This window comes from Paenibacillus chartarius (assembly GCF_042432825.1).
Taxonomy (GTDB): Bacteria; Bacillota; Bacilli; order Paenibacillales; family NBRC-103111; genus Gordoniibacillus; species Gordoniibacillus chartarius.
Genome location: NZ_JBHLWN010000057.1, coordinates 14898 through 34207 on the forward strand (window position 1 = coordinate 14898; position 19310 = coordinate 34207).

Annotated in this window: 18 protein-coding genes and 2 riboswitches; all 18 genes read right to left on the bottom strand. The window is 49.8% G+C overall.

Annotated elements, in window-relative coordinates:
* Nucleotides 1–84 precede the first annotated feature (84 nt).
* The 18 genes from ACFFK0_RS14220 to ACFFK0_RS14305 all read right to left on the bottom strand — a co-directional run bounded on the left by ACFFK0_RS14220 (nucleotide 85) and on the right by ACFFK0_RS14305 (nucleotide 18462).
* Nucleotides 85–1140 carry a serine hydrolase domain-containing protein gene (locus ACFFK0_RS14220; RefSeq protein ID WP_377470907.1) on the bottom strand — a complete coding sequence of 352 codons (1056 nt, stop codon included), beginning with the start codon at nucleotides 1138–1140 and terminating at the stop codon, nucleotides 85–87.
* A 155-nt stretch (nucleotides 1141–1295) separates the two neighbouring features.
* Complete coding sequence (locus ACFFK0_RS14225) at nucleotides 1296–1667, bottom strand: response regulator (protein WP_377470908.1); 372 nt, start codon at nucleotides 1665–1667, stop codon at nucleotides 1296–1298.
* Between the two features lie 50 nt (nucleotides 1668–1717).
* The gene (locus tag ACFFK0_RS14230; RefSeq protein ID WP_377470909.1) at nucleotides 1718–2020 is read right to left on the bottom strand and encodes a hypothetical protein; all 303 of its coding nucleotides are present in this window, start codon (nucleotides 2018–2020) and stop codon (nucleotides 1718–1720) included.
* A gap of 25 nt (nucleotides 2021–2045) precedes the next feature.
* On the bottom strand, nucleotides 2046–2357 hold the full coding sequence (locus ACFFK0_RS14235; RefSeq protein WP_377470910.1) for an STAS domain-containing protein: 312 nt from the start codon (nucleotides 2355–2357) through the stop codon (nucleotides 2046–2048).
* A gap of 16 nt (nucleotides 2358–2373) precedes the next feature.
* On the bottom strand, nucleotides 2374–4446 hold the full coding sequence (locus tag ACFFK0_RS14240; protein WP_377470911.1) for a flagellar assembly protein A: 2073 nt from the start codon (nucleotides 4444–4446) through the stop codon (nucleotides 2374–2376).
* Between the two features lie 19 nt (nucleotides 4447–4465).
* Entirely contained in the window at nucleotides 4466–5320 is an 855-nt protein-coding gene (locus ACFFK0_RS14245; protein WP_377470912.1) for a PP2C family protein-serine/threonine phosphatase, read from the bottom strand.
* Entirely contained in the window at nucleotides 5302–5634 is a 333-nt protein-coding gene (locus ACFFK0_RS14250; RefSeq protein ID WP_377470913.1) for an STAS domain-containing protein, read from the bottom strand. The genes ACFFK0_RS14245 and ACFFK0_RS14250 overlap by 19 nt, the downstream gene beginning before the upstream one ends.
* A gap of 33 nt (nucleotides 5635–5667) precedes the next feature.
* Entirely contained in the window at nucleotides 5668–7248 is a 1581-nt protein-coding gene (locus ACFFK0_RS14255) for a methyl-accepting chemotaxis protein (RefSeq protein WP_377470914.1), read from the bottom strand.
* A gap of 1 nt (nucleotide 7249) precedes the next feature.
* Complete coding sequence (locus ACFFK0_RS14260) at nucleotides 7250–8734, bottom strand: class I adenylate-forming enzyme family protein (RefSeq protein WP_377470915.1); 1485 nt, start codon at nucleotides 8732–8734, stop codon at nucleotides 7250–7252.
* Nucleotides 8734–8964 carry an acyl carrier protein gene (locus ACFFK0_RS14265; RefSeq protein ID WP_377470916.1) on the bottom strand — a complete coding sequence of 77 codons (231 nt, stop codon included), beginning with the start codon at nucleotides 8962–8964 and terminating at the stop codon, nucleotides 8734–8736. Before ACFFK0_RS14265 ends, ACFFK0_RS14260 begins: the two co-directional genes overlap by 1 nt.
* Nucleotides 8965–8970: 6 nt before the next feature.
* A complete protein-coding gene (locus ACFFK0_RS14270) occupies nucleotides 8971–10026 on the bottom strand; it encodes an alpha/beta hydrolase (RefSeq protein WP_377470917.1) in 1056 nt (351 codons plus the stop codon).
* Nucleotides 10023–10538, bottom strand: a complete 516-nt coding sequence (locus tag ACFFK0_RS14275; RefSeq protein WP_377470918.1) for a hypothetical protein — start codon at nucleotides 10536–10538, stop codon at nucleotides 10023–10025. The genes ACFFK0_RS14270 and ACFFK0_RS14275 overlap by 4 nt, the downstream gene beginning before the upstream one ends.
* On the bottom strand, nucleotides 10535–11428 hold the full coding sequence (locus tag ACFFK0_RS14280) for an ATP-binding protein (RefSeq protein ID WP_377470919.1): 894 nt from the start codon (nucleotides 11426–11428) through the stop codon (nucleotides 10535–10537). The genes ACFFK0_RS14275 and ACFFK0_RS14280 overlap by 4 nt, the downstream gene beginning before the upstream one ends.
* A gap of 84 nt (nucleotides 11429–11512) precedes the next feature.
* A complete protein-coding gene (locus tag ACFFK0_RS14285) occupies nucleotides 11513–12235 on the bottom strand; it encodes an SDR family oxidoreductase (protein WP_377470920.1) in 723 nt (240 codons plus the stop codon).
* Nucleotides 12232–13053 carry a 6-carboxytetrahydropterin synthase gene (locus tag ACFFK0_RS14290; RefSeq protein ID WP_377470921.1) on the bottom strand — a complete coding sequence of 274 codons (822 nt, stop codon included), beginning with the start codon at nucleotides 13051–13053 and terminating at the stop codon, nucleotides 12232–12234. Before ACFFK0_RS14290 ends, ACFFK0_RS14285 begins: the two co-directional genes overlap by 4 nt.
* 60 nt (nucleotides 13054–13113) lie before the next feature.
* Nucleotides 13114–13371, bottom strand: coding sequence for a GTP cyclohydrolase I (locus ACFFK0_RS14295; RefSeq protein WP_377470922.1), 258 nt, complete (start codon nucleotides 13369–13371; stop codon nucleotides 13114–13116).
* 77 nt (nucleotides 13372–13448) lie between these two features.
* Nucleotides 13449–13533: riboswitch (cyclic di-GMP riboswitch) on the bottom strand.
* Between the two features lie 231 nt (nucleotides 13534–13764).
* The gene (locus ACFFK0_RS14300) at nucleotides 13765–15795 is read right to left on the bottom strand and encodes a PAS domain S-box protein (RefSeq protein ID WP_377470926.1); all 2031 of its coding nucleotides are present in this window, start codon (nucleotides 15793–15795) and stop codon (nucleotides 13765–13767) included.
* Between the two features lie 57 nt (nucleotides 15796–15852).
* Entirely contained in the window at nucleotides 15853–18462 is a 2610-nt protein-coding gene (locus ACFFK0_RS14305; protein WP_377470923.1) for a sensor domain-containing protein, read from the bottom strand.
* 317 nt (nucleotides 18463–18779) lie between these two features.
* Nucleotides 18780–18862: riboswitch (cyclic di-GMP riboswitch) on the bottom strand.
* Nucleotides 18863–19310 lie beyond the last annotated feature (448 nt).

Consider the following 19310-nt stretch of genomic DNA (forward strand, 5'->3'; position numbering starts at 1 on the left):
TTTCCTACACCTGTTAGACGAGCAAAGGAATAAGTTAGTTTCATAAATTTTCCATTAAATCTATAATTCGATACCTGCAGCACTTCACCGCAATATTTTGTCGCTCACTATGGTTGCCAGCTTATCCGCATTCATCGAACGGCTTCCCAGCAGGGGGAGCTGACTCCACAAGGTCGCACCGTAGTTGGATAAAATGACGAAGCCGATCCGTTTGGCCGGGTTGAACGCTGCAAAGCTCGATGACCCGTACGTTCCGCCATTATGCCAATACGTCGTGGAGCCGTCTTTTTCTTTATAGAACATCCAAGCATAGCCGACGCCGATGCCTTTCCCGGCAAATAAGAGATGATGCTCCTTACGGCATTCCTTGAGCGGCTCTTCCATAGGGTGGCCTTCCCCTTCCGCATGAAGATGAGCCTGAATGTAACCGAGCATATCCGGGAGAGTGGAACGGACGGCGCCCGCACCAGCCATCGTATCCTGGAACTCCCAATGCGGTACCGGTCGCCCTTTGCCGCTGAACACCGGAAGAAGCCGGCCTGTTTGTTGCGTTTGCAGCTTGGCCGAAGTATGCGCCATGCCGAGCGGAGCGAACACCCACTCGTGCAGCAGCTCCGGATAGTTAAGCCCGGTTCGCTTGGAGAGAATCCACCCGAGCAGCCCGAACCCGTAATTGGAATATTGATGCCGCCCCTGTTTCCGCAGCGTCTCGGATCGTACCGCTTCCTCCAGCTTGTCTTCCGAATACGACGCGTACGGATTCATCCGGTCTTGAATCGTTTTGCTGAAATTCGCCGGCATGCGGTCCAGTCCAGCCGTATGGGTTACCAGCTGAAGCAAATTCGTCCGAGCCGCAAAGGGGCTTGCCGCCCATTCCGGAATCAGCTCCGACAGCCGGTCGGTCCGGCGCCACATCCCCCGCTCCTCTCCTATGGCGAGCAGCAGCCCGGTCATCGTCTTCGTGATTGAACCGATCTCGTAAAGCGGGGCCATGCCGTCCTCTTCGCCAAGCGCCGCTTTAGGCCATACGGCCGTCCCGGAAGCTCCGGCGATGCCGACCGACAGGCGATGCCCCGGTGCCTCCGCCCAACGCCGCACTTTCGGCAAAGCCATAACTTCCTGTAAAATTTCGTCCATCATGCCACTCTCCTGCCCGAACAGGTTGATCCCCGTTCCAGTAAAATAACCGGCAGAGAGCTTGCCCTCGCCGGTTTGGATGGCCTAACTTGAATGCTACTCCTATACTACCATGATGAAGTAAAAAAGTATAATTATGTGAGATCCTGAATTCGTTGCTACTCCTTATTCAGCTTCAGTACACAGACTACGGATTCGATGAATCGCTTCTTCTCGATAGGCTTCACTACGAAATCTTTGGCGCCCGCATGAATTGCATCGAGCACCATCCGGTGCTGGCCAATCGCAGAGCACATGATGATTTTGGCGGCCGGGTCCAGCTTCATTATTTGTTGAACCGCTTCAATACCATTCATATCCGGCATCGTAATATCCATCGTCACGATGTCAGGTTTTACAATCGGATACAGCTTAGCCGCTTCTTCGCCGGTCGACGCTTCCCCCACGACTTCCAGCCCAAGCTCGAGCATGATATTTTTTACAACTAACCGCATAAACGGCGCATCATCCACAATCATGGCCTTTGCCATCTTTATCCCCCCATGCGATGTTTGTCTTAGTGACGGGCAGCGACTCGCCGTTAATCCGAATTCTCACGAATGATCTCCAACCCGTATTGGAAACCGCTGTCTTTCACAAGTCTCCTCCATGCAATGCGCCCGGTTATCAGCGACATGATATCAAGACTGGGGAGTTTAAACGTAATGACCTCATTGATATCAAATTCGATGGCCGAATGAAATCGCAGTCCCATCAGACTGACTTCCTCGATAAAAACCGCTACGTCACGGTACAGTCCGTTAAAGCCTTCGATTTCCTCGATAACCATCTCGATCGGGTCTACTTCAGTTCTTCCGTACTGCCTTCTTTCCATTCCTTCCATAGCTGGCATCCCCTCTCAAGTTGGATTACAGGAGCACATCGGGACCTAATATTTCCGGCAGCTGCAGCAGCTCGAATATCATTCTCACATCCTCACTGATATTCAGGACGGTAGCCGGAATGCCTGAATCGCGCAACGAGGTCAACAGCGATATCAGCAGACCGATTCCCGACGAATCTACAAACCGGATTCGGGAGAAATCGATCTGAACCATTTTGCTTTGAAGCAGCTGAGGAGTCAGCTGATCTTCCATGAATTCCGTCACATCGATATCCAAATCGCCGGAGAATTTGACGACGGTTTTCTTTTGCTCATGAAGTATTACATATTCAAACATCGCATCCCCCCCTTTCTTAATGAAGCTGCAAATCGCCTTTATCATTCAAACGGGCATAAACATTAGAGGCTCCCACAAGAAACTTATGCATTCTCGGTCCGACTTGAATGAGCGTATCCTCCAGAACATGCCTGATGCGAATCGTTCCGTCCGCACCGACGCTGATCTTGGTTTCACTTCCGCCTCTAGCTCCCGCTTCGCCGATCACGACTCCGGCTTCCCCGTAAATGTCGCCGCCACGTACATAGCCGTCAATTCGAACCGTTCCTCCGGCATACAGCTTGGAATTGTACACCCCTTGCCCGGAAATATGAATGTCGCCGCTCGAATAAACCAAGCTATTGTGTACAAGAGCCCCCTTGATAAAACAAGGAACGTCGTTCGCCGGTCCGGCGGAGCTGACCAGCACTTCCTCTGCGCTTCCTATGAAATTCCGAAGGTCCTCGAGCGACTTGAATTCCGCGGAATGAATCATCAGGAAGCCCCTCTTCATCTGTTCGGCCAGCTTGATCCACTCTTCGTCCAGCCATTCGGCACTGCTGTTGATTTTATGAATAAAGGTGCCCACCAAGGGAGGGAATGTTTTGAACTTGCCGTCGCATAAAATTTTGATGAGTGGTCCGAGACCCGTCCGCGAGAAGGACGCTACCTTAAATGCGGAGACTTTGGAAAGCTGGTCGATCGCGCCCAGCATGAATTTCACTTGGGTAATAATTTCTCCAAGCAGCTTTGCCATTTCCGCATTCATAATGTTCCGGTTGCCGGCCGACACTTGACTGGAAATGATATTTTTGTGCACGATGATCGAATTGCCTGCAGTCACCTTCGCCCTGTTCATATTCGTCCGGATCGACACGTCGCCTTTCGCTTCAACCAGCATGCCATCCTGTACGGAGCCGTGAATTTCAACGGCGCCGGCGTAACGCACATTCCCAGTCTCCAAACTAACGTCTTTATTAATCACGATCTTGGGAATGATTGATATCTTGGCGAGCTGCCCTTTAATCACGATTTCCGGATGTCCGGCATCGGTGGCGATAATTTTCTTGCCTTCATCGACCAGAGATATCCCCTTGCCCTCTCTCACATGCAGTGGATATACTTCCGGTGGCGGGACCAGCTCGTTGGTCACGGTCGTACCATGTACACCTTCAACCGGCGGCTCGATGCTGCCGATGACTTGCCCCGGCACCACCGTCGGAAATTCTTGAATTTCCCGGTAATCGACCGAGCCATTCTCGCGTTCCTTAAGTCCCTTCTTGATTTCCGTTGAGTTCAGTGGTGCAAACCAGCCGTTCTTGCCTCTGCGCGGTTGAGAGCCTTCCGCGATGACGAACGTTCCAGGGTGCTCGCTTGTACAGGCGGCGGCAAGCTCGACATAATCGATTCCATAAACGACCCCAAGCTCTTTCAGCTTATCCATGATCGGATCCGTTTCGATGATGGCCGGAATCGTCTTTTCTTCGATTTCCAATTGAATATGCGAGCTGGGGTCCATATCCTTCAATCTTCGCCGTTTCCGGTAGCCGGGAATGATCTTCAGCTTAACCGACATTTTATCTTCGCTGAGAAGAAGCTCCCATTCGGGCTCCTTTACTTCCTCATCAATATCGACGACGATCAAAAAATTTTCACTGACGACCGTCGTCTTCTCTATGAGCTCATCGTTAATATACAACTTCATTCCTACAGCCGGCGTAACTAACGGATACACATCGGGCGCTTCCTTGCAGAATATGTGGCCGTCCCTTACCCATACTTTGCCGTGCAGTTCCGCATCCTCGGCCGTTTGCTCGGAGTCCGCACTTTCAGCGAGGCTGCCGCTCAATTCCATCCCCTGTTCCAGCTTATTCAGCAAGTCCAACAGAACCGAAGGATCCGTCAACAGATCCGGCTGGGATTCCGCGAGCTCGCAGTCTTTGATCGTTACCCGTACAACTGCCGGTTTGGCGCCTATCCCTAATAGGCCCCGGGTCTCATTCTCCAGGATTACAATATCCACTTCATCCTGATGGGTATGTAAATATTGCAGGGCTACGTCTACAGCCTCTTGAATATTTTTTCCTTTCGAAACAAAGCTTTTCCCCATATCTATCCTCCTTTTCGGCTCACAGGAAATCGCACGAAGCGTTAATGAAAGGTGAGCTGTAACTGGCAATTTCCGTTGTTTGCTTCCCTACCTTCAGAACGACCATCGTAATGTCATCTCTTTGCGGCAATCCTTCGGTAAAATCATGAATGGCCTCCGTCACAACGGCTTCGATCTCCGCAGCCGCTTTGCGGGAATGGCCGATAAGCAGGGGGACGAGACGCTCCAATTTGTACATGCCGCCTTCCCTGTTCTGCGCCTCGACGATGCCGTCCGTATAGAAAAAAACCATATCCTCTTCCTGAAGACTTACTTCCTTCTCTTTATACACTTGAGAGGGCAAACCGCCGAGCATGACGCCTTTAAGCTCTGGCGGTTCGATCGTGCCGACGGACGAACGGACGATTACAGGAAGATCGTGACCTGCATTGGCATATACAAATTTCCCCGAACCGGGGTCCCAGTCCGCGCAAAACACCGTAACGAACGATTTTAATTTTCGAAAATCCTGGTACAGTGCGTTGTTCATCGCCGTTAACGTCTCGCCGGGACCTTGCGTAGCTTCGGCCGCGCTGCGAAAAGCGCCTCTCGTTAAGATCATCAGCATGGCGGCCGGAATTCCTTTCCCCATGACATCACCGATGACAATTCGGATCTTTCCGTCGGCAAGCGGATAAAAATCATAATAGTCTCCGCCGATCAGCCTTGCCGGAATGGACACTCCCGACACTTCGCCGCTGGGCAGCTTCGGCTTTTCCCCGTTCAATAGAGTCGTCTGTATGTTTCTCGCCAGATGGATTTCCCGCTGCAGCGTTTTATCGAGGTCCGAAGTACCCAGATCACTATGAGCTTGATTCAAAGTTTTCCGGAACACCTTTGCCCCACCCCCACTCCTAGGCCCTTCATAATTTGGAACACCCCGACGGTGCTGAACAATTCGTTTACCGCTTCGTTAAGACCGGCGAACTCCACACCAATGCCGCGGGCGCTGGCTTCGTATAAAATGGAGAGCACCGCTCCGATGCCTGTGGAATCGATAAAATCCAGACTCGTAAAATCGACGATAATTTTGTTGATCAGATTGGGGATATCCGCCTTAAAGCTGTCTATGGTGGAATAGTCCAACAAACCGATGATTTTGATCGTACAGATCTCCCCGTGCACTTCATTATGCGTTTCCAGATGCATATGTGTTCCTCCCTTCTCACTCATGCAAAATTGCTACGAAAGTTTGAATTCCTTAATGCTTTGCAGCAAGGTGTTCGAGATGTTCGCCATTTCCTTCGACTGACCGTGCAAAGAGGCCAGCAGATTTGACAAAGCAATCGTGAATTCCGTTGTAAGAGCGGAGCTGTTCTGCGCCTTTTCTCTGATGGAGCCTATGTGTCCCAGGATATACTCCTTATCCTCATCGTTGTTAGAGCTTTGAACGGCTTCCTCTACCTTATCGAGGAAATAGAGCAGATCGTCCACAATTTCGCGCTGGTACATCGTCGTTTCCGTCGAAACGGAATACATCTTTTGTAGAGATTGATTAGCGTCGCTTTCCAGCGTCACGGAAAGCTTATAAGCATTCGTTGCCTGCTCGCTTGTAGCAAGGAAAACTTCGCTCAGCGATGTGACCATGCGATTCGCGCTTTCGGACAAGCTGCCCAATTCGCTATTGTCGACCACGTCGCTATTCGCTGTAAAATCCTTCGCCTCCAACGCGTTAATCTGCGATTTGATGCGTTGAATGTTGACATAGATGCGATTAAAGAACCTGGCCGTAACCAAAAACAGAGCGACAATGGCCAGCAGACCGGACAAGATCAGGATGATGGAATGACGGTACAGCGGTTTGATGATCGTGTCGTAATCCAATGCGGCATAGATAACCCGTTCCTTGTCGACCGGAATGAAAAGGGAATATATACTCCGGCCGTTCATATTCGTCACATAGCTCATCATCTTTGGCTCGTCCGCCATCCCTTTGAGGATTTCAGCATCCTTATCCGTGCCCAATGCGAATGTCCCATAGATGATTTTCGGCTTGGGCGGGAACAGCTTGGCCGCCAGCTCGGGATCTTTGAACACTTGCGGATTTAAGACCGCGATTTCTTTCACATACGTGTTTTCTTCCGTAACGGTCTTGATCCACTCGTTCGGACCGACAGCAGCGGTATATTGATACACTTCATTGGATTCGAGATACGGATTAATAATATAATTCGTGCCTTGCTTTACGTAGTAGGCATATTTGAAAAACACCGGCTTGTCGTCATGGGAACCCGATTGGGAGATCGGAAGCACGTGAGTGTTCGCATCTTGATACGAAACCAAGCCGGTAACTTGCCTTCCTTCCAATCTGGCCTTCATGTCGTTGTACCCTTCGATATAACCGATCTTCTTAAAGCTGAAGCCGATTTCTTTCGGGTCCGTCGCTCTGACTCCGACGATGTCGTCGCCCTGTACAGCCATGATCGTAATGCCGGTAATATGCAGCTGTTCTTTAATTTTCTCAAGTTCTTCAGCTGTAATATCCTTCCAATCTTTTTCACCCAAAATATCTCCGATATGATTCGCGTAAGAGACGAGCTTCAAGTCGATCTGATGCTCAATCGCTTTGCCGGCCTCATCCGTAGATTTAATGCCGTGAACGATACTTTCGGAAATCATATTGGACTCTTCGTGAAGCGTATTGGTGATTTGCTGCTTGATGAGAAAAATCTGTACAGCGCCGGTGAATGAAACAATCAGCACTAAGACGATAAATAGTCTGGACAGAAATTGTCTGCGTAACGAAATTCTCTTGCGGTCCATCTCATACACCTCCAAATTCCGCAGCCGCCAGTTTACGCAATGTAACCTTATCTATTTTCCCTTGGGAGACCGGCACCTGCTCGACCAACTTCAGCTGATCCGGCACTTTGTACTTGGCTATTCTGCCTTCCAAATACGAGTATAGCTCCTGCAAGGCGAGCTGCCGCTCGGGAACGATAAAAGCAACGATTTGTTCTCCCAAAATCTTATGCGGTGCGCCGACGACGACAGCCTGCTTGACCTTGGGATGAGCGGCAAGCAGGCGCTCTATCTCTGCAGGAACGACTTGCTGGCCCCCCTTTTTGATCAGATCCTTGATTCTGCCCACAATCGCGATCCGGTCTTCTTCCGACAGGCGGGCGATATCGCCGGTATAAAACCATCCGTCCCGGAAGACCTCATCCGTCAAATCCGGACGTTTATAATACCCGGCAAAGCCGCTCGCCACCTTGAAGGCGACTTCACCGGTATCGCCGTCGCTATCGACCAGCTTGCAGCTTACACCTGGCAGCAGCTTCATGTCAGGCCCGTCGCGGACATCGTTCTCCGAGTAGAGAAGGCCTGCCAGCTCACTCATGCCGTAATGATTGCGGAACTTGCAATTCGGCAATTCGGAGAATACCGCAAAAGCATCGTCCCTGACCGGTTCTCCGGCGAGTGCGCACAGTTCGATCCGCTCGAGCGCGGCCGGGTTCGCATGTTTGGCGAACAGGGCCAACGCTTTGAACAGCGATGGCGTGGCCGAGAGCTTGTTACAGCCCTTCTCCGCCATGAGCTTGACGAGAGAAGGGAAATCGTACGATTCGGCTACCGTTACATGAACTCCGTTGTACAGTCCAGCCAAAATGACACTAAGCCCATAATTGCCGGCAGCCGGAACGAGGGAAAACAGCCGGTCGGACGGGGCGAATTCGTGCAGCAGCGTCAGCGCCGTCTTGTTATGCTCAAACCAGCTCGTCGTTACCATGATGCCTTTAGGAACCCCGGTGCTTCCCGAGGAGCAGCTGATGATGTGCGCGGGAATCGCTTCGGCGGGCCGCTCCACGCCTTCGCATTCCTCCTCCGTCCACTTGCCGTCTCCGGATAGACGGAACAGCACCGTTTGCTTTCCGCTGCCGCCGGCCCATTCTTTGACTGCCTGTGCGAAAGGGAACCCGTTGTACTGCTCTGCCGTAAATACGACATGAGGGTCGAGAAATTCGAGTAATGCCCCCAGATCTTCTTTACGAAAATATGGGCTGATCGGGACGACAACGCCTCCGAGCCGATTGACGGCAAAAACAAGCGACAAGTAGTGAAACACAGGCGGGACGAGGAGGCCGACTTTTTTTCCTTTCAAGCTTCCATAAGGCTTTAACAGGTTCTCGTATCGAATCGTCTCCCGGCCAATGTCCTCCATACTGTATTCTCCGGACGGTGTCGACAAAAGCGGCTTTGCCCGGTCTGCCGTATGCTCTATGATCCAATCCGCTAAATTGGGCAACATTATCTCCTCCCCGCCAAGAAACAGTACATGCTCCCTACGGTATGTATGGCCCCCATATCGGAAATTTGGCCGATGTCAACTCCGAATTGTTCGGTCAAGCGGACGATCAAATTAACCATCTGCAGCGAATCGATGCCCAAATCGTCTCGAAGCGATGCGTCTTCACGAATGCTGTAAACCGGCACGCGCGAAAGCTCGGATAGGCTCTGTTGAAAGTCTGCAAACGTCATTCAGCTTTATGCCCCTTCCATAAACCACGCCGCCGCCGTCTTTCGAATCTCACCCAGCTTAAAGTTGCAGCAATGGCCCTCATTTTCGTATTCGATCATTCGCTTGCCTTCCGGCAATTTGCCGTACAGCGCATATATCTGTTCATCTTTGACCATCGTATCTTTCTTTCCATGGAACAGCATGACGGGCTTGCCGGCCTCGAACCGCTCCAGCTCGGGCAGAAGAACCGCATCGTCTTCGAGAATGCATGCCATCCGCTCCAGGAAATACTCAGGCAGAACCAAGCCTGCTTCGAACGCCGGACTTACCGCCGCAGCCTTCTCCACCTTCGGGTGGAAGCTGCCATGCACTGCCCAGGAAGCTCCGCTGCTCGTACCGAACAAGAAAATCGGCAGCCCGGGAAATCGCCCGGCGGCCTCATCGATCACCTGGCGTATGAACAGCGTCCAGTTTGCCCGCGATGCTTTCAAGCCTTGCTTGAGGAGCGTCTCTCCCTGTCCGGGACCGTCGACGTGCAGCGTAGCGAAGCCCGCATGGACAAATTCCGATTCGTAAGTAAACAGCTCTTCCTTGGACGAATCGATCGGGCTTACGAGCACAACGCAGCCATGCGGCGACTCTGGTATCCGCATTCGCCCGCAGCATTCGCGCTCCTTCACCGGGATCGAAACCGGAATGATTGGAATTTCGGAAAGGCGATCCGCATTCTCGAACATCGCCTTGCAGCGTTCAAACCAATACCGTTTGTCCTCCGTCACTTCCGGATATATCCACTGAATGAGGTAATAGTATAAACCCGCGGTTCGCCACATATGCTCGGATTCCTCGTATTTTCCGCTCTCGGCACAAACCGCCGCCGCTTTCTGATATTGAAGAGCCTGGCTCTGCAGCCCCTCGATCCAATGGGATATATCGGTTAATTCCCGCCGCAGTTCGGCAATCCCCGCCGCCGCAATGCCGTGTACGAACCAGCGGTCCCAAAACCGGTCGAACAGTTTGGCTGTCAACAGCGTTTTCCGGATGGTCGCCCCGGACGATGTGACTTGATTCAATGAACTCACCACTCTTCTCTCGTATGAATGAGTATGGGATTGAAGTATTCGATCAAACGCATGCCCGGACGGTTAAAAGGACGAAATGTAATGGAGTACCTTTTGAAAGGAATGAACTGTTCGCCTTGAACGCACTGCAAGTCAGAATAATTCCCTTCAAAATCAACCACATTATCCTTTTTTATCCACCCATATGTGCAAACATGCCGGGATGAAGCAAGCTCCAGCTGATTCATCGCTTTGCCGATTCCTATTTTTTTTATAGCAATCAGCTCATGAAGCTGCCTCGGTATTTGCTCGGAGTCGATAACGACAAAGTTATGAGATACGATGTACGGAAGCTCTTCGGAATATAGAACGGATTCCCGATGTATCGTTCTCCCTGTTGTCTGCTGACTGAGCACCCGCACGAATATCTGCTTACCGACCAAACGCTCGAGCATATCCGTCGTCTTTTCCTCTGTCGCGAGCAGCTCGCCTAATAGTGCGATTGGATTACGTTCCAGTCTTTGATCGGTCATGAGTCCCGCACCTCCCCTTGTTCCCCTTGATTCCTGGAAAAAATGAGAATGAGAGTGGTTCCAACGCTTGGAATCGTCGAGAGTACGACCTGCTGGGCTATTTTCATCATTAAGGTGAAGCCTTGTCCCATGGACTTTTTGGTCGAATACCCCGCCATTAGAGTCGTGTAAGGGAGCAGCTTCAAGGGAAAGCCAGGACCCGAATCTTCCACCAATACGTTGAACGACGTATCTGTCTTAACGATCGTCATCTTGCCTTCCTTGGCATGCTTGAGGATATTGGTCACGGCTTCCGATATGACGAGAAGATGGCTCATCACATGAACCGCCAGGATGCCGTTCTCGAGCAAATATTGCTTGGCCGAATCCCGCGCCTTCGGAATATCCGCTCTTTCCTTAATGACCGCTTCGCAAATGACGGTGCCTTGTCGGTAGGCCGCCACTTCATCCTCCCGGATCAGCAAAAACTTTTGCTGCGTTACCGCGTGGATGACATCCCGGTACACTTGCCACGTCGCTTCTTCCCTATCTCGTCCGGCGAATTCGGCTTGCTTCCGTGTACAACAGCTATGGAGCTCCTCTCCGATCTCTTCATATACATCAAGCAAACATTGATGGTATTTGTCGGGCAAGCGCATTTCTTTGATTCGCAAATATACATCCCGCTCTTGCATGACCCAATCGACGAGGCAGGATCCCAAATATAAGAGATAATCTTCCGCGATCTCTTTGGTTTCCGTATAAGCCTCTTTCGCAAATGCAACATATACGAGCTCTCCGGACGCACAGCTCTCCAATCGAAGAAGCTCGCCCATCCGATTCGCGATCCATCCGATTAACGCCCTTTTGCGGTGCTCCTGCAAGTTATGAAGCGATACAGGCCGAGGCATAGCATGGGACTGATCCTCCGCATGGGGTTCACCGGAACCAAACAGTTTCCTCAGCAAGGTCTTCATTTAGGATCGGCCGCCTCCTCATAAAATTCCGAGTGGGGGCATGATCGTTATTTCATCAATGGATGCACCTTCAGGCTGGCATAAAATATAAATCAAATGCCGGGCTAACGTTTGAACAGGTATCATCTGCGACATATCCGGCTTGCTGTCCATTCGGTCCCAGAACGGGGTAGCCACTGCTCCCGGCAGTACGGCCGTCACTTGAATACCCTTACCCCGAAGCTCAGCCTGCAGTACTCGGGATAATCCCAGCACTCCGAATTTCGAGGCAGAATAGCCGCCGCATCCGGGAAGCGCCGTAGCGCCGGCAATCGATACGACGTTGATCATTCTCCCCTCTCCCCGCTCCGCCATATGCCGTCCGAACGCTTTGCAGCAAAGGAACGTGCCTCGCAGATTGACGGCGATCATTCGATCGAAATCCTCGGCGGCCAGCGATAATACAGAGTCGAACACACCGGTTCCAGCACAGTTAATGAGAGCGTATACATTTCCGAAACGCGTGATCGCCGCCTCGGCAAACTGGTTTACAGCCCGTTCCTCGGATACATCGACCGGTACCGGATACACTTCCGATTTCAAAGTGGAAGCAAAGCGGGATAATTCTTCGCCATCTCTGGCACCGAGAACCAGATTGGCTCCAAGACCGCTCAGCAGCTCGGCCGTTTGTTTGCCGATCCCTTTGCTTGCTCCGGTAATGACGATCGTCTTGCCCCGAACATGCCTTCCGCAGTCGATCATGACCTCTCCTTGGGACCGAAGTACTCAAAATAATTTTTCTCGGTTTCCCATAGCCCGATCTTGTACAGATTCGGAATATGAGGCTGAAGCATGTTGTAGATCACCATCGCCACGACTTCCGACGTCGGATTCAAATTGCGGAAGCGGTCGGTATCCAAATTCAAATGCTTATGGTCAAATTCGTCAAGTACAACTTGATCGACGATCTCGTCAAGTTCGGCAAGATTGACGATCATGCCGGTAACCGGGTCAGGTTCGCCATTCACGGTTACGTCCAAATAATAATTGTGGCCGTGCCCGTGAGGATTGTTGCACTTCCCGAATAACCGGACGTTCTCCTCAGGCGATAACTGATCGCTATGTAAACGATGCGCTGCGCAGAAATGATATTTTCTCGTAAGCTGAATCATCCCGCCCGCCTCCTTTGCCGACGATAAGTAATGGTTCTCATATAGCCGGATTCGATGTAGTTGGCATACTTCAAACCGGTGTTCAAGGCACTGCCAAATATAGGAAACCAGATTTTCCGTCGTGGGAATGCGTGTCCGAAACCAGGGATGTTCGCGGTCCAGGAATTTGCCGTCCAGTTCCGCAGCGACAAATGAATTCACGATGCGTTTGATTTCCGTCGTGTTGACGACGATGCCGGAAGCTTCATTGAGGCTTCCTTTGACCATGATGTCCAGTTTATAATCGTGCCCGTGACCATTCGGGTTGCTGCAGGGTCCGAAAACCCGGCGATTCTCTTCCTCGCTCCAATGCGGCACCCGATATACATGAGTGGCGGAAAAATCGATAGTTCGCGATAAAACCGGCACGCCAGCCCCCCTCACTTGTGTCTTAATCTCATGTTTCAGCGGAAGAAGAGGAATGTCCTCTTATATGGATTCTGCCAATTTTAACCCCTTGACAGGGAACGCTCGAATTCCTCGCAAAGTGCGATATTGTCGCCGAAAACTCCCCTTTTGAGCGTCGCCAACACCGGCGAACTCTTCCTTGTACATCTCGGCCACTCGTTTCGGCGTATCGCGCAGTCCTTCGCGTGCTGGTACTTCGCCGATTTCCCGGAGCAGGCTGCGGATACATTCTTGTATGGGTTCTGTTGGCTTTACGATGTTATTGAGCAGCGGATTCATAATCTCAGGCCTCCTGTTGTAAAATGAAAAATCCAGTCCCGAAAAGCAGGACTGGATCCGCATGCATCCTATCCTTTTTCGGCAACCCGGCTGTCATAGCGTGACCGCTTTAGACCCGTGGCTTTGCGTCCCTATCTTTCGAAAGGTTTGCCATTTGTCGTTAAGGAATTACATTAAATTCGTGACAAAATACGGTGGTATATACAGATTATAATACAAAATTCGACATAATAAAAGATTTTTCTACAAATCTTGCAGTTATTAATTTCCATGCCCTTTGACTACACAGGTCATGAAACGAGCAACGAACAAGCAACCCCTCCACTTTGGTCTCCTCGAAGGAATAACGAGAAAAACCCAGCCCGAAACGGAGGACTGAATGCGGTAGTTCCTTTAGACCTTCTGCTTCGCCTTATAGAAAGCGTATCCGTTCCCGCCGTTTTTCTTCGCTTCGTAAAGCGCCGTGTCCGCTTGTTGAAGGAGAATGTCGACTTCCTTGCTGTCATTCGGATATAAGCTGATTCCGATGCTTGAAGATACCGACAGTTCATGACCTTCTATCCTATAGGGTCTGGACAACAGCAGATTCATTTCCGCAACGATTTGTTTCATCGACTCCCTATCGGCATTCGGAAAATATCCCGTGAACTCGTCTCCGCCAAGCCTGGAAAAGATGCCGCCGACCATCTGACGCAATCGCCGGCTTACTTCCTGAAGCAGAAAGTCTCCCGTTCGATGTCCCAGCGTATCGTTGATTATCTTGAACCGGTCCAAATCCAGGAACACCATTCCTCCGCATCGATTCTCCTGATTGCCGCTCTCCACCAATTGATGAAAACGAACCCGATTCGGCAGACTCGTTAAGGAATCGTGATAGGCCAAAAATTGAATAGTTTCTTCCGTTTTTTTTCTTTTGGTGATATCCCTGAAAATCATGAGAGAACCGGGGGAGGTATGATCTTCAAGACGAATGCCGCTGATCTCCGCATAAAACGGAGTTCCGTCCTTGCGCCTGAATATCAATTCTTTCGATCCTTTAAATTCACCGGTTACCTGTATCGTATCGATCACCATACGGGCTTCTCCCCAAGAATCGGGATGTACCAGATCGATGAATGTATAGTTTCTCACGTCCGTTTCTTTATCAAGACCAAGGCATTCAACGCCGGCGCGGTTGATATATTGCAGCTTGTCTGCGGCAATGACAATAAGTGGATCGGGGATGATTTCAACAAGCTGGCGATGTCTCTCTGCGCTTTGCATAAGCTCTTCCCTTGCCCTCTTCAGCTCTGTAATCACCTTGGCGATGCCGTAAACGCCACGGACTTCACCGTCGATATAAATCGGAATGTTCGTAACGGATATCACGGAATAATCGGTATCGCCTTTGCGTATAGCTCGAAGCTCATATTTTTGCACGTCGCCTCGTATCGCTTTTTCGAAGTGTTCATTAACCCTCGACAAATCTTCCGGATGAATGACGGGAGCGAACGGCAAATTTTGAAGCTCTTCTCGGGAATAGCCGGTTACTTCAATCGTATTGTCGTTAAACGTTTGAAAGCGGCCTTCAAGATCAATGGTAAAGACTGCATCGGGATGATGATCAAACAGCGATTTGTACCGCTCGTTGCTCTCTTCGAGCTCCATGCTGGCTTGTTTTAAATGGGATATATTTTGGGCGATGCCGTAGACACCCTCGATTTCGCCATTCACGTATATGGGCAGCGAAGTAATGCTCATGTAAAGGTATATACCCGATCTGCGCCTATCCGCTATCCGGAGCTCTTCGGTTTGAACGCTGCCGGCCATCGCTTTACCGAACCCTTCAATCGCCCGCGGCAAATCGTCCGGATGAATAAATGAATGAAAAGGCATCCCTTCGAGCTCTTCAATCGAATAACCGGCAATGTCCAACGTTTTTCGGTTAAAGCTCTGAAATCGTCCTTCGGAGTCCGTTGCAAAGACAGCATCGGGATTATGTTCGAACAACGACATGTACCTCTGTCTGCTCTCCTCCATCTTCATTTCCTTCACCTTTGAGTCGGTAATGTCCCGGTATATGGCGATCATGCCGATGAGCTGACCTTGCCCGTCATCAATATTTGAGAATGAAATGGAAACATCAACCTCGGTGCCATTCTTGCACACCCGGCGTGAAATGATATTGCTGACCTTGCCGCTTTCAAGCATGTTCCGATAAATCATTTCCGACTCGTGACGCAGCGATTCCGGTACAAATACATAGCTTGAATAGTTCATTTGAGCCAACTCCGCTTGCCTCCAACCGAACAGCTCTTCGAAAGCGCGGTTTACCCGTATAATTGTTGTATCCCGCCCGGTAATCATGACTGCATCGGAAAGGTTGAATAACAGCCTGTCCAAGAAGCGGCCGGTAATTAAAGCACTCTCCCGATCGTTGTTCATATTCACAGGTTCACCTCTTATAAATAACGTCGGAATCCTCAAAACACCGATGTGCGGTTACCAGGTAAAGGTAAACTCGTAGTAATGTTCGTCTGCTCTCCTGCTCTCAATATTTTTCACTTCCGTATCGAACATTTCAAAAAAGCCGCAAACGACACCTTCACTAAATTTTAAGGGTTGTCTTACCGTGTAGTGGACGACGAAGCGCCCGATTTCGTAATGCATCACTTTTGCCCGTTCATGTTCAGGCAACCCGCTGATGGCTCCGTCAAATACCTCCCTGTAGCCGATCAAAAGATCCTCCAAACTACGGTAACCCAACTCTTCCACAAAAAACTTCCTGCCATGTTTGACAATCGCTCTCCCGGCATTCTTCAATGCATGCTCCGTAACTCTCATCGATATATCTTGCAGCATGTCTGTGTACAAATCCCAAGAATACCACTCGTCATCAAGCATCTCTTCGATTCGTTTTTGATATTCCGGAAATTTCTTATCCCCGGCAATCAAAGATCGAATGACAAATTTGCAGAATTGCCCTTTCAGTTTGGCATCCGGATTATTCACACGCTCATAGAAAGCATATTTATTGGCAGGCTCCAGCATCAACTCAAACTCTGACAAAGGAAGCGGTTTGCTGAAATAATACCCCTGCACTTCATCGCAACGGTAGTTATCCAGCATCTTCAGTTGTTCTTCGGATTCCACGCCTTCGGCGATCACCTTCAGCTGCATATTGTGCGCCAGCGAAACGATGGTCGAAACAATGGCTGCATCGCTTTGATCGGACATCAGGTCTCTGATAAAAGAACGGTCGATTTTCAGCTTGTGCACTGGCAATTTGCTCAGATAACTTAAGGAACTGTAACCCGTTCCGAAATCGTCAATGCTGATAATGACGCCAAGGCGATTCAACTCAATCAGCGTACCGAGCACTTTATCTATATCCATTGCAATACTCTCGGTGATTTCCAATTCCAGCAAGTTCGTTTTAATTTCGGAAGCTTGCAGCGCATTTCGTACGACATCCACGAGGTTGCCGTTCTGGAATTGCCGGACCGACAGATTCACGCTTACACAATGATAAATACCATTTTGCTGCCAGGCAGCGATTTGATCGCAAACGCTCTCTAAGATCCATTCCCCTATTTCGTTTATAAGTCCGCTATCTTCGGCCAAAGGAATGAAACGTGCAGGGGAAATCATCCCGAGCTCAGGATGATTCCAACGTAACAGAGCTTCCGAACCGACGATATGATGCGATTTGACGTCGTATTTGGGTTGATAATAAATGCTAAGCTGCCCGCCCGACAGCGCATGCTGCAAATCATACTGCAACCGGATATCTTCCAAATTCTTTCTGCTCGCGATGTCAGAATAGAAACGGTACGTGTTTCGGGATTCTTTGGCCAGGAACATAGCCGTATCCGCACAATTCATTAGGGATTCCGGCGTGGATGCGTGCAACGGCGATACGGCTACCCCCAGGCTCGCTTTGACATAAAACGGATATCCTTCCATGACAACCGGCTCTTGAAAATATTCCTGGATTTGCCGCACTTGACGCTCCAGCTCTTGCTGGTCGGAAAAATCGCTCAAAATAATCGTAAACTCATCGCCACCTAGACGGGAGATGAATCCGTTACAGTCATTCTTCACCGCCGCAAGACGATCGGCCACTTCCTTTAATAACAAATCTCCTGCAGAATGCCCCAGGGAGTCGTTGATATATTTAAACCTATCCAAATCCAAATAAATCAAAGCTACCATGCGCCCGTTTCGTTTGGACAGATTCAAGGTATCTTTCAGTTGTTGATTAAAATATCTGCGGTTAGGCAAAGCGCTCAGCTCATCGTGATACGCCAAGAAATGGGCCATACGGGAGGCTTCCGTCTGTTCGGTAAAGTTGATCACTACCCCATTCAACCGCACCGGATTTCCCGCCTCGTCTTTGATGACGGAGATTCTCATCATATGATGCGCGTCCGATCCGTCGGAATTCGGGTATGAGAATTCGATTGCTTTAGCTTCCTCGGATAAAATTGAATGACGGAACTGTTCATAGGTTATCTTTTTGTTCGAACTGCACATTTCCCAAAGTTCATAAAGCGTGTGGAAACGTCCATCCGACATGCTTGCAGAAAAAAGCTTTGAAAGAATGCCGGAAAAAGTCATCATCCGGTCTTCACTTACATGGTAGGACCAAAAGCCCGCATCCAAACTGCTCAATATGGAGTTAAATTGCTCCTGCGTCTGAACCAATGTATGGTTCATGCTTGTTTGCTCTGAAATATTACGGGCAATAATCAAGCCCGCCGGGAGACCGTCATACTGAATGGGAATACCGCTGTAGGTGACATCGATCCAAATTCCGTCTTTTCGTATCGTTTGGGTAAACTGCCCTGTGAACATCTCGCCTGAGTAGAGGCGTTCCATGTTTTGCAAGTCCTTGGCATCATAAACAAACCTGTTGATATCGGTACCTATCAGATCTTCCGCAGACTGGTAACCTGTTTCTTTCAAAAAAGAATCGTTAACAAAGACAATGCGTCCTTGCGAAAAAATCATGACCGGGTCAGGAGACAAGCGGATGCACCGACGAAAATTCATGCTATCTTCCTGAATCAAACGATCGATTTGATCATTTCGTTGAGATTCACTAGTCATAAACGGCCCCCTCCACATAGCAAATAGCCGCAATTATCCTACTTACAGTATTGTAGCAATTCAGCAATTAATCCAGAGGAAATACGTGGATCATTGAGACATTTGGACGTATACCTGAAGACGGACTACCTGCGGCCCGATAAAGAACCTACTGTCAATTGGCGTATGTATGTATTCCGATGCTCCCAAACGGGCGGCTGTTTACCGCACCAACCGACTTGCATGTGCGGATCAAATGACAACTTCAGTCCCTCTTCAAAAAAACAAAAAAATCATCCCAAAAAAGCAGGATGATTGCACGGCAATATTCCCAACTTTTCGGCAACCCAGCCACCATAGGAATTCCCTTAGGTCTGAAGCTTTGCGTCCCAACCTTTCGGTAGGTTTGCCCTTTTCGAAGCATCTATATAGTTCTATTTAACTATAATTTGTCGACATAATCAATGAATTTCGATATATATCGACATGATTTTACAATTCGAAACTGAAAACCTTCCCCAATTCGAAGTCTGAGATGGTGTTTCCCCCATCAATGTTGTATTGGAATTATCGGAGCTTATCATGTATTCGTCTGAAAATAAGGCTGCCTGAACGCAACCTGTCCTTGGCAACCTTTGAATTGCAAATCCTTTATTAATGCAATGAGACTAGCCGCTGACTCATGATTTGTACCTAGCTCAATTAACAGGAGCGACCGGCGCTTCCGGATTACCCCTCCTCCTCCAACACCTTCCCAAATGTTACCGCCCTCCCCCTAATATACATGCACTAAGAGCTTTCCAACCGTAAGGGAGCGTGCGTGACGCCATGACACCAACGGAAATTCAGCAGCTCGAGCGAGCCATCGA

Excerpts from the sequence above, each read along its gene's own strand:
- ACFFK0_RS14220 (WP_377470907.1), bottom strand. The coding sequence starts at position 1,140 with ATGATGGACGAAATTTTACAGGAAGTTATGGCTTTGCCGAAAGTGCGG.
- ACFFK0_RS14225 (WP_377470908.1), bottom strand. The coding sequence starts at position 1,667 with ATGGCAAAGGCCATGATTGTGGATGATGCGCCGTTTATGCGGTTAGTT.
- ACFFK0_RS14230 (WP_377470909.1), bottom strand. The coding sequence starts at position 2,020 with ATGGAAGGAATGGAAAGAAGGCAGTACGGAAGAACTGAAGTAGACCCG.
- ACFFK0_RS14235 (WP_377470910.1), bottom strand. The coding sequence starts at position 2,357 with ATGTTTGAATATGTAATACTTCATGAGCAAAAGAAAACCGTCGTCAAA.
- ACFFK0_RS14240 (WP_377470911.1), bottom strand. The coding sequence starts at position 4,446 with ATGGGGAAAAGCTTTGTTTCGAAAGGAAAAAATATTCAAGAGGCTGTA.
- ACFFK0_RS14250 (WP_377470913.1), bottom strand. The coding sequence starts at position 5,634 with ATGCATCTGGAAACGCATAATGAAGTGCACGGGGAGATCTGTACGATC.
- ACFFK0_RS14255 (WP_377470914.1), bottom strand. The coding sequence starts at position 7,248 with ATGGACCGCAAGAGAATTTCGTTACGCAGACAATTTCTGTCCAGACTA.
- ACFFK0_RS14260 (WP_377470915.1), bottom strand. The coding sequence starts at position 8,734 with ATGTTGCCCAATTTAGCGGATTGGATCATAGAGCATACGGCAGACCGG.
- ACFFK0_RS14265 (WP_377470916.1), bottom strand. The coding sequence starts at position 8,964 with ATGACGTTTGCAGACTTTCAACAGAGCCTATCCGAGCTTTCGCGCGTG.
- ACFFK0_RS14275 (WP_377470918.1), bottom strand. The coding sequence starts at position 10,538 with ATGACCGATCAAAGACTGGAACGTAATCCAATCGCACTATTAGGCGAG.
- ACFFK0_RS14280 (WP_377470919.1), bottom strand. The coding sequence starts at position 11,428 with ATGCCTCGGCCTGTATCGCTTCATAACTTGCAGGAGCACCGCAAAAGG.
- ACFFK0_RS14285 (WP_377470920.1), bottom strand. The coding sequence starts at position 12,235 with ATGATCGACTGCGGAAGGCATGTTCGGGGCAAGACGATCGTCATTACC.
- ACFFK0_RS14295 (WP_377470922.1), bottom strand. The coding sequence starts at position 13,371 with ATGAATCCGCTGCTCAATAACATCGTAAAGCCAACAGAACCCATACAA.
- ACFFK0_RS14300 (WP_377470926.1), bottom strand. The coding sequence starts at position 15,795 with ATGAACAACGATCGGGAGAGTGCTTTAATTACCGGCCGCTTCTTGGAC.
- ACFFK0_RS14305 (WP_377470923.1), bottom strand. The coding sequence starts at position 18,462 with ATGACTAGTGAATCTCAACGAAATGATCAAATCGATCGTTTGATTCAG.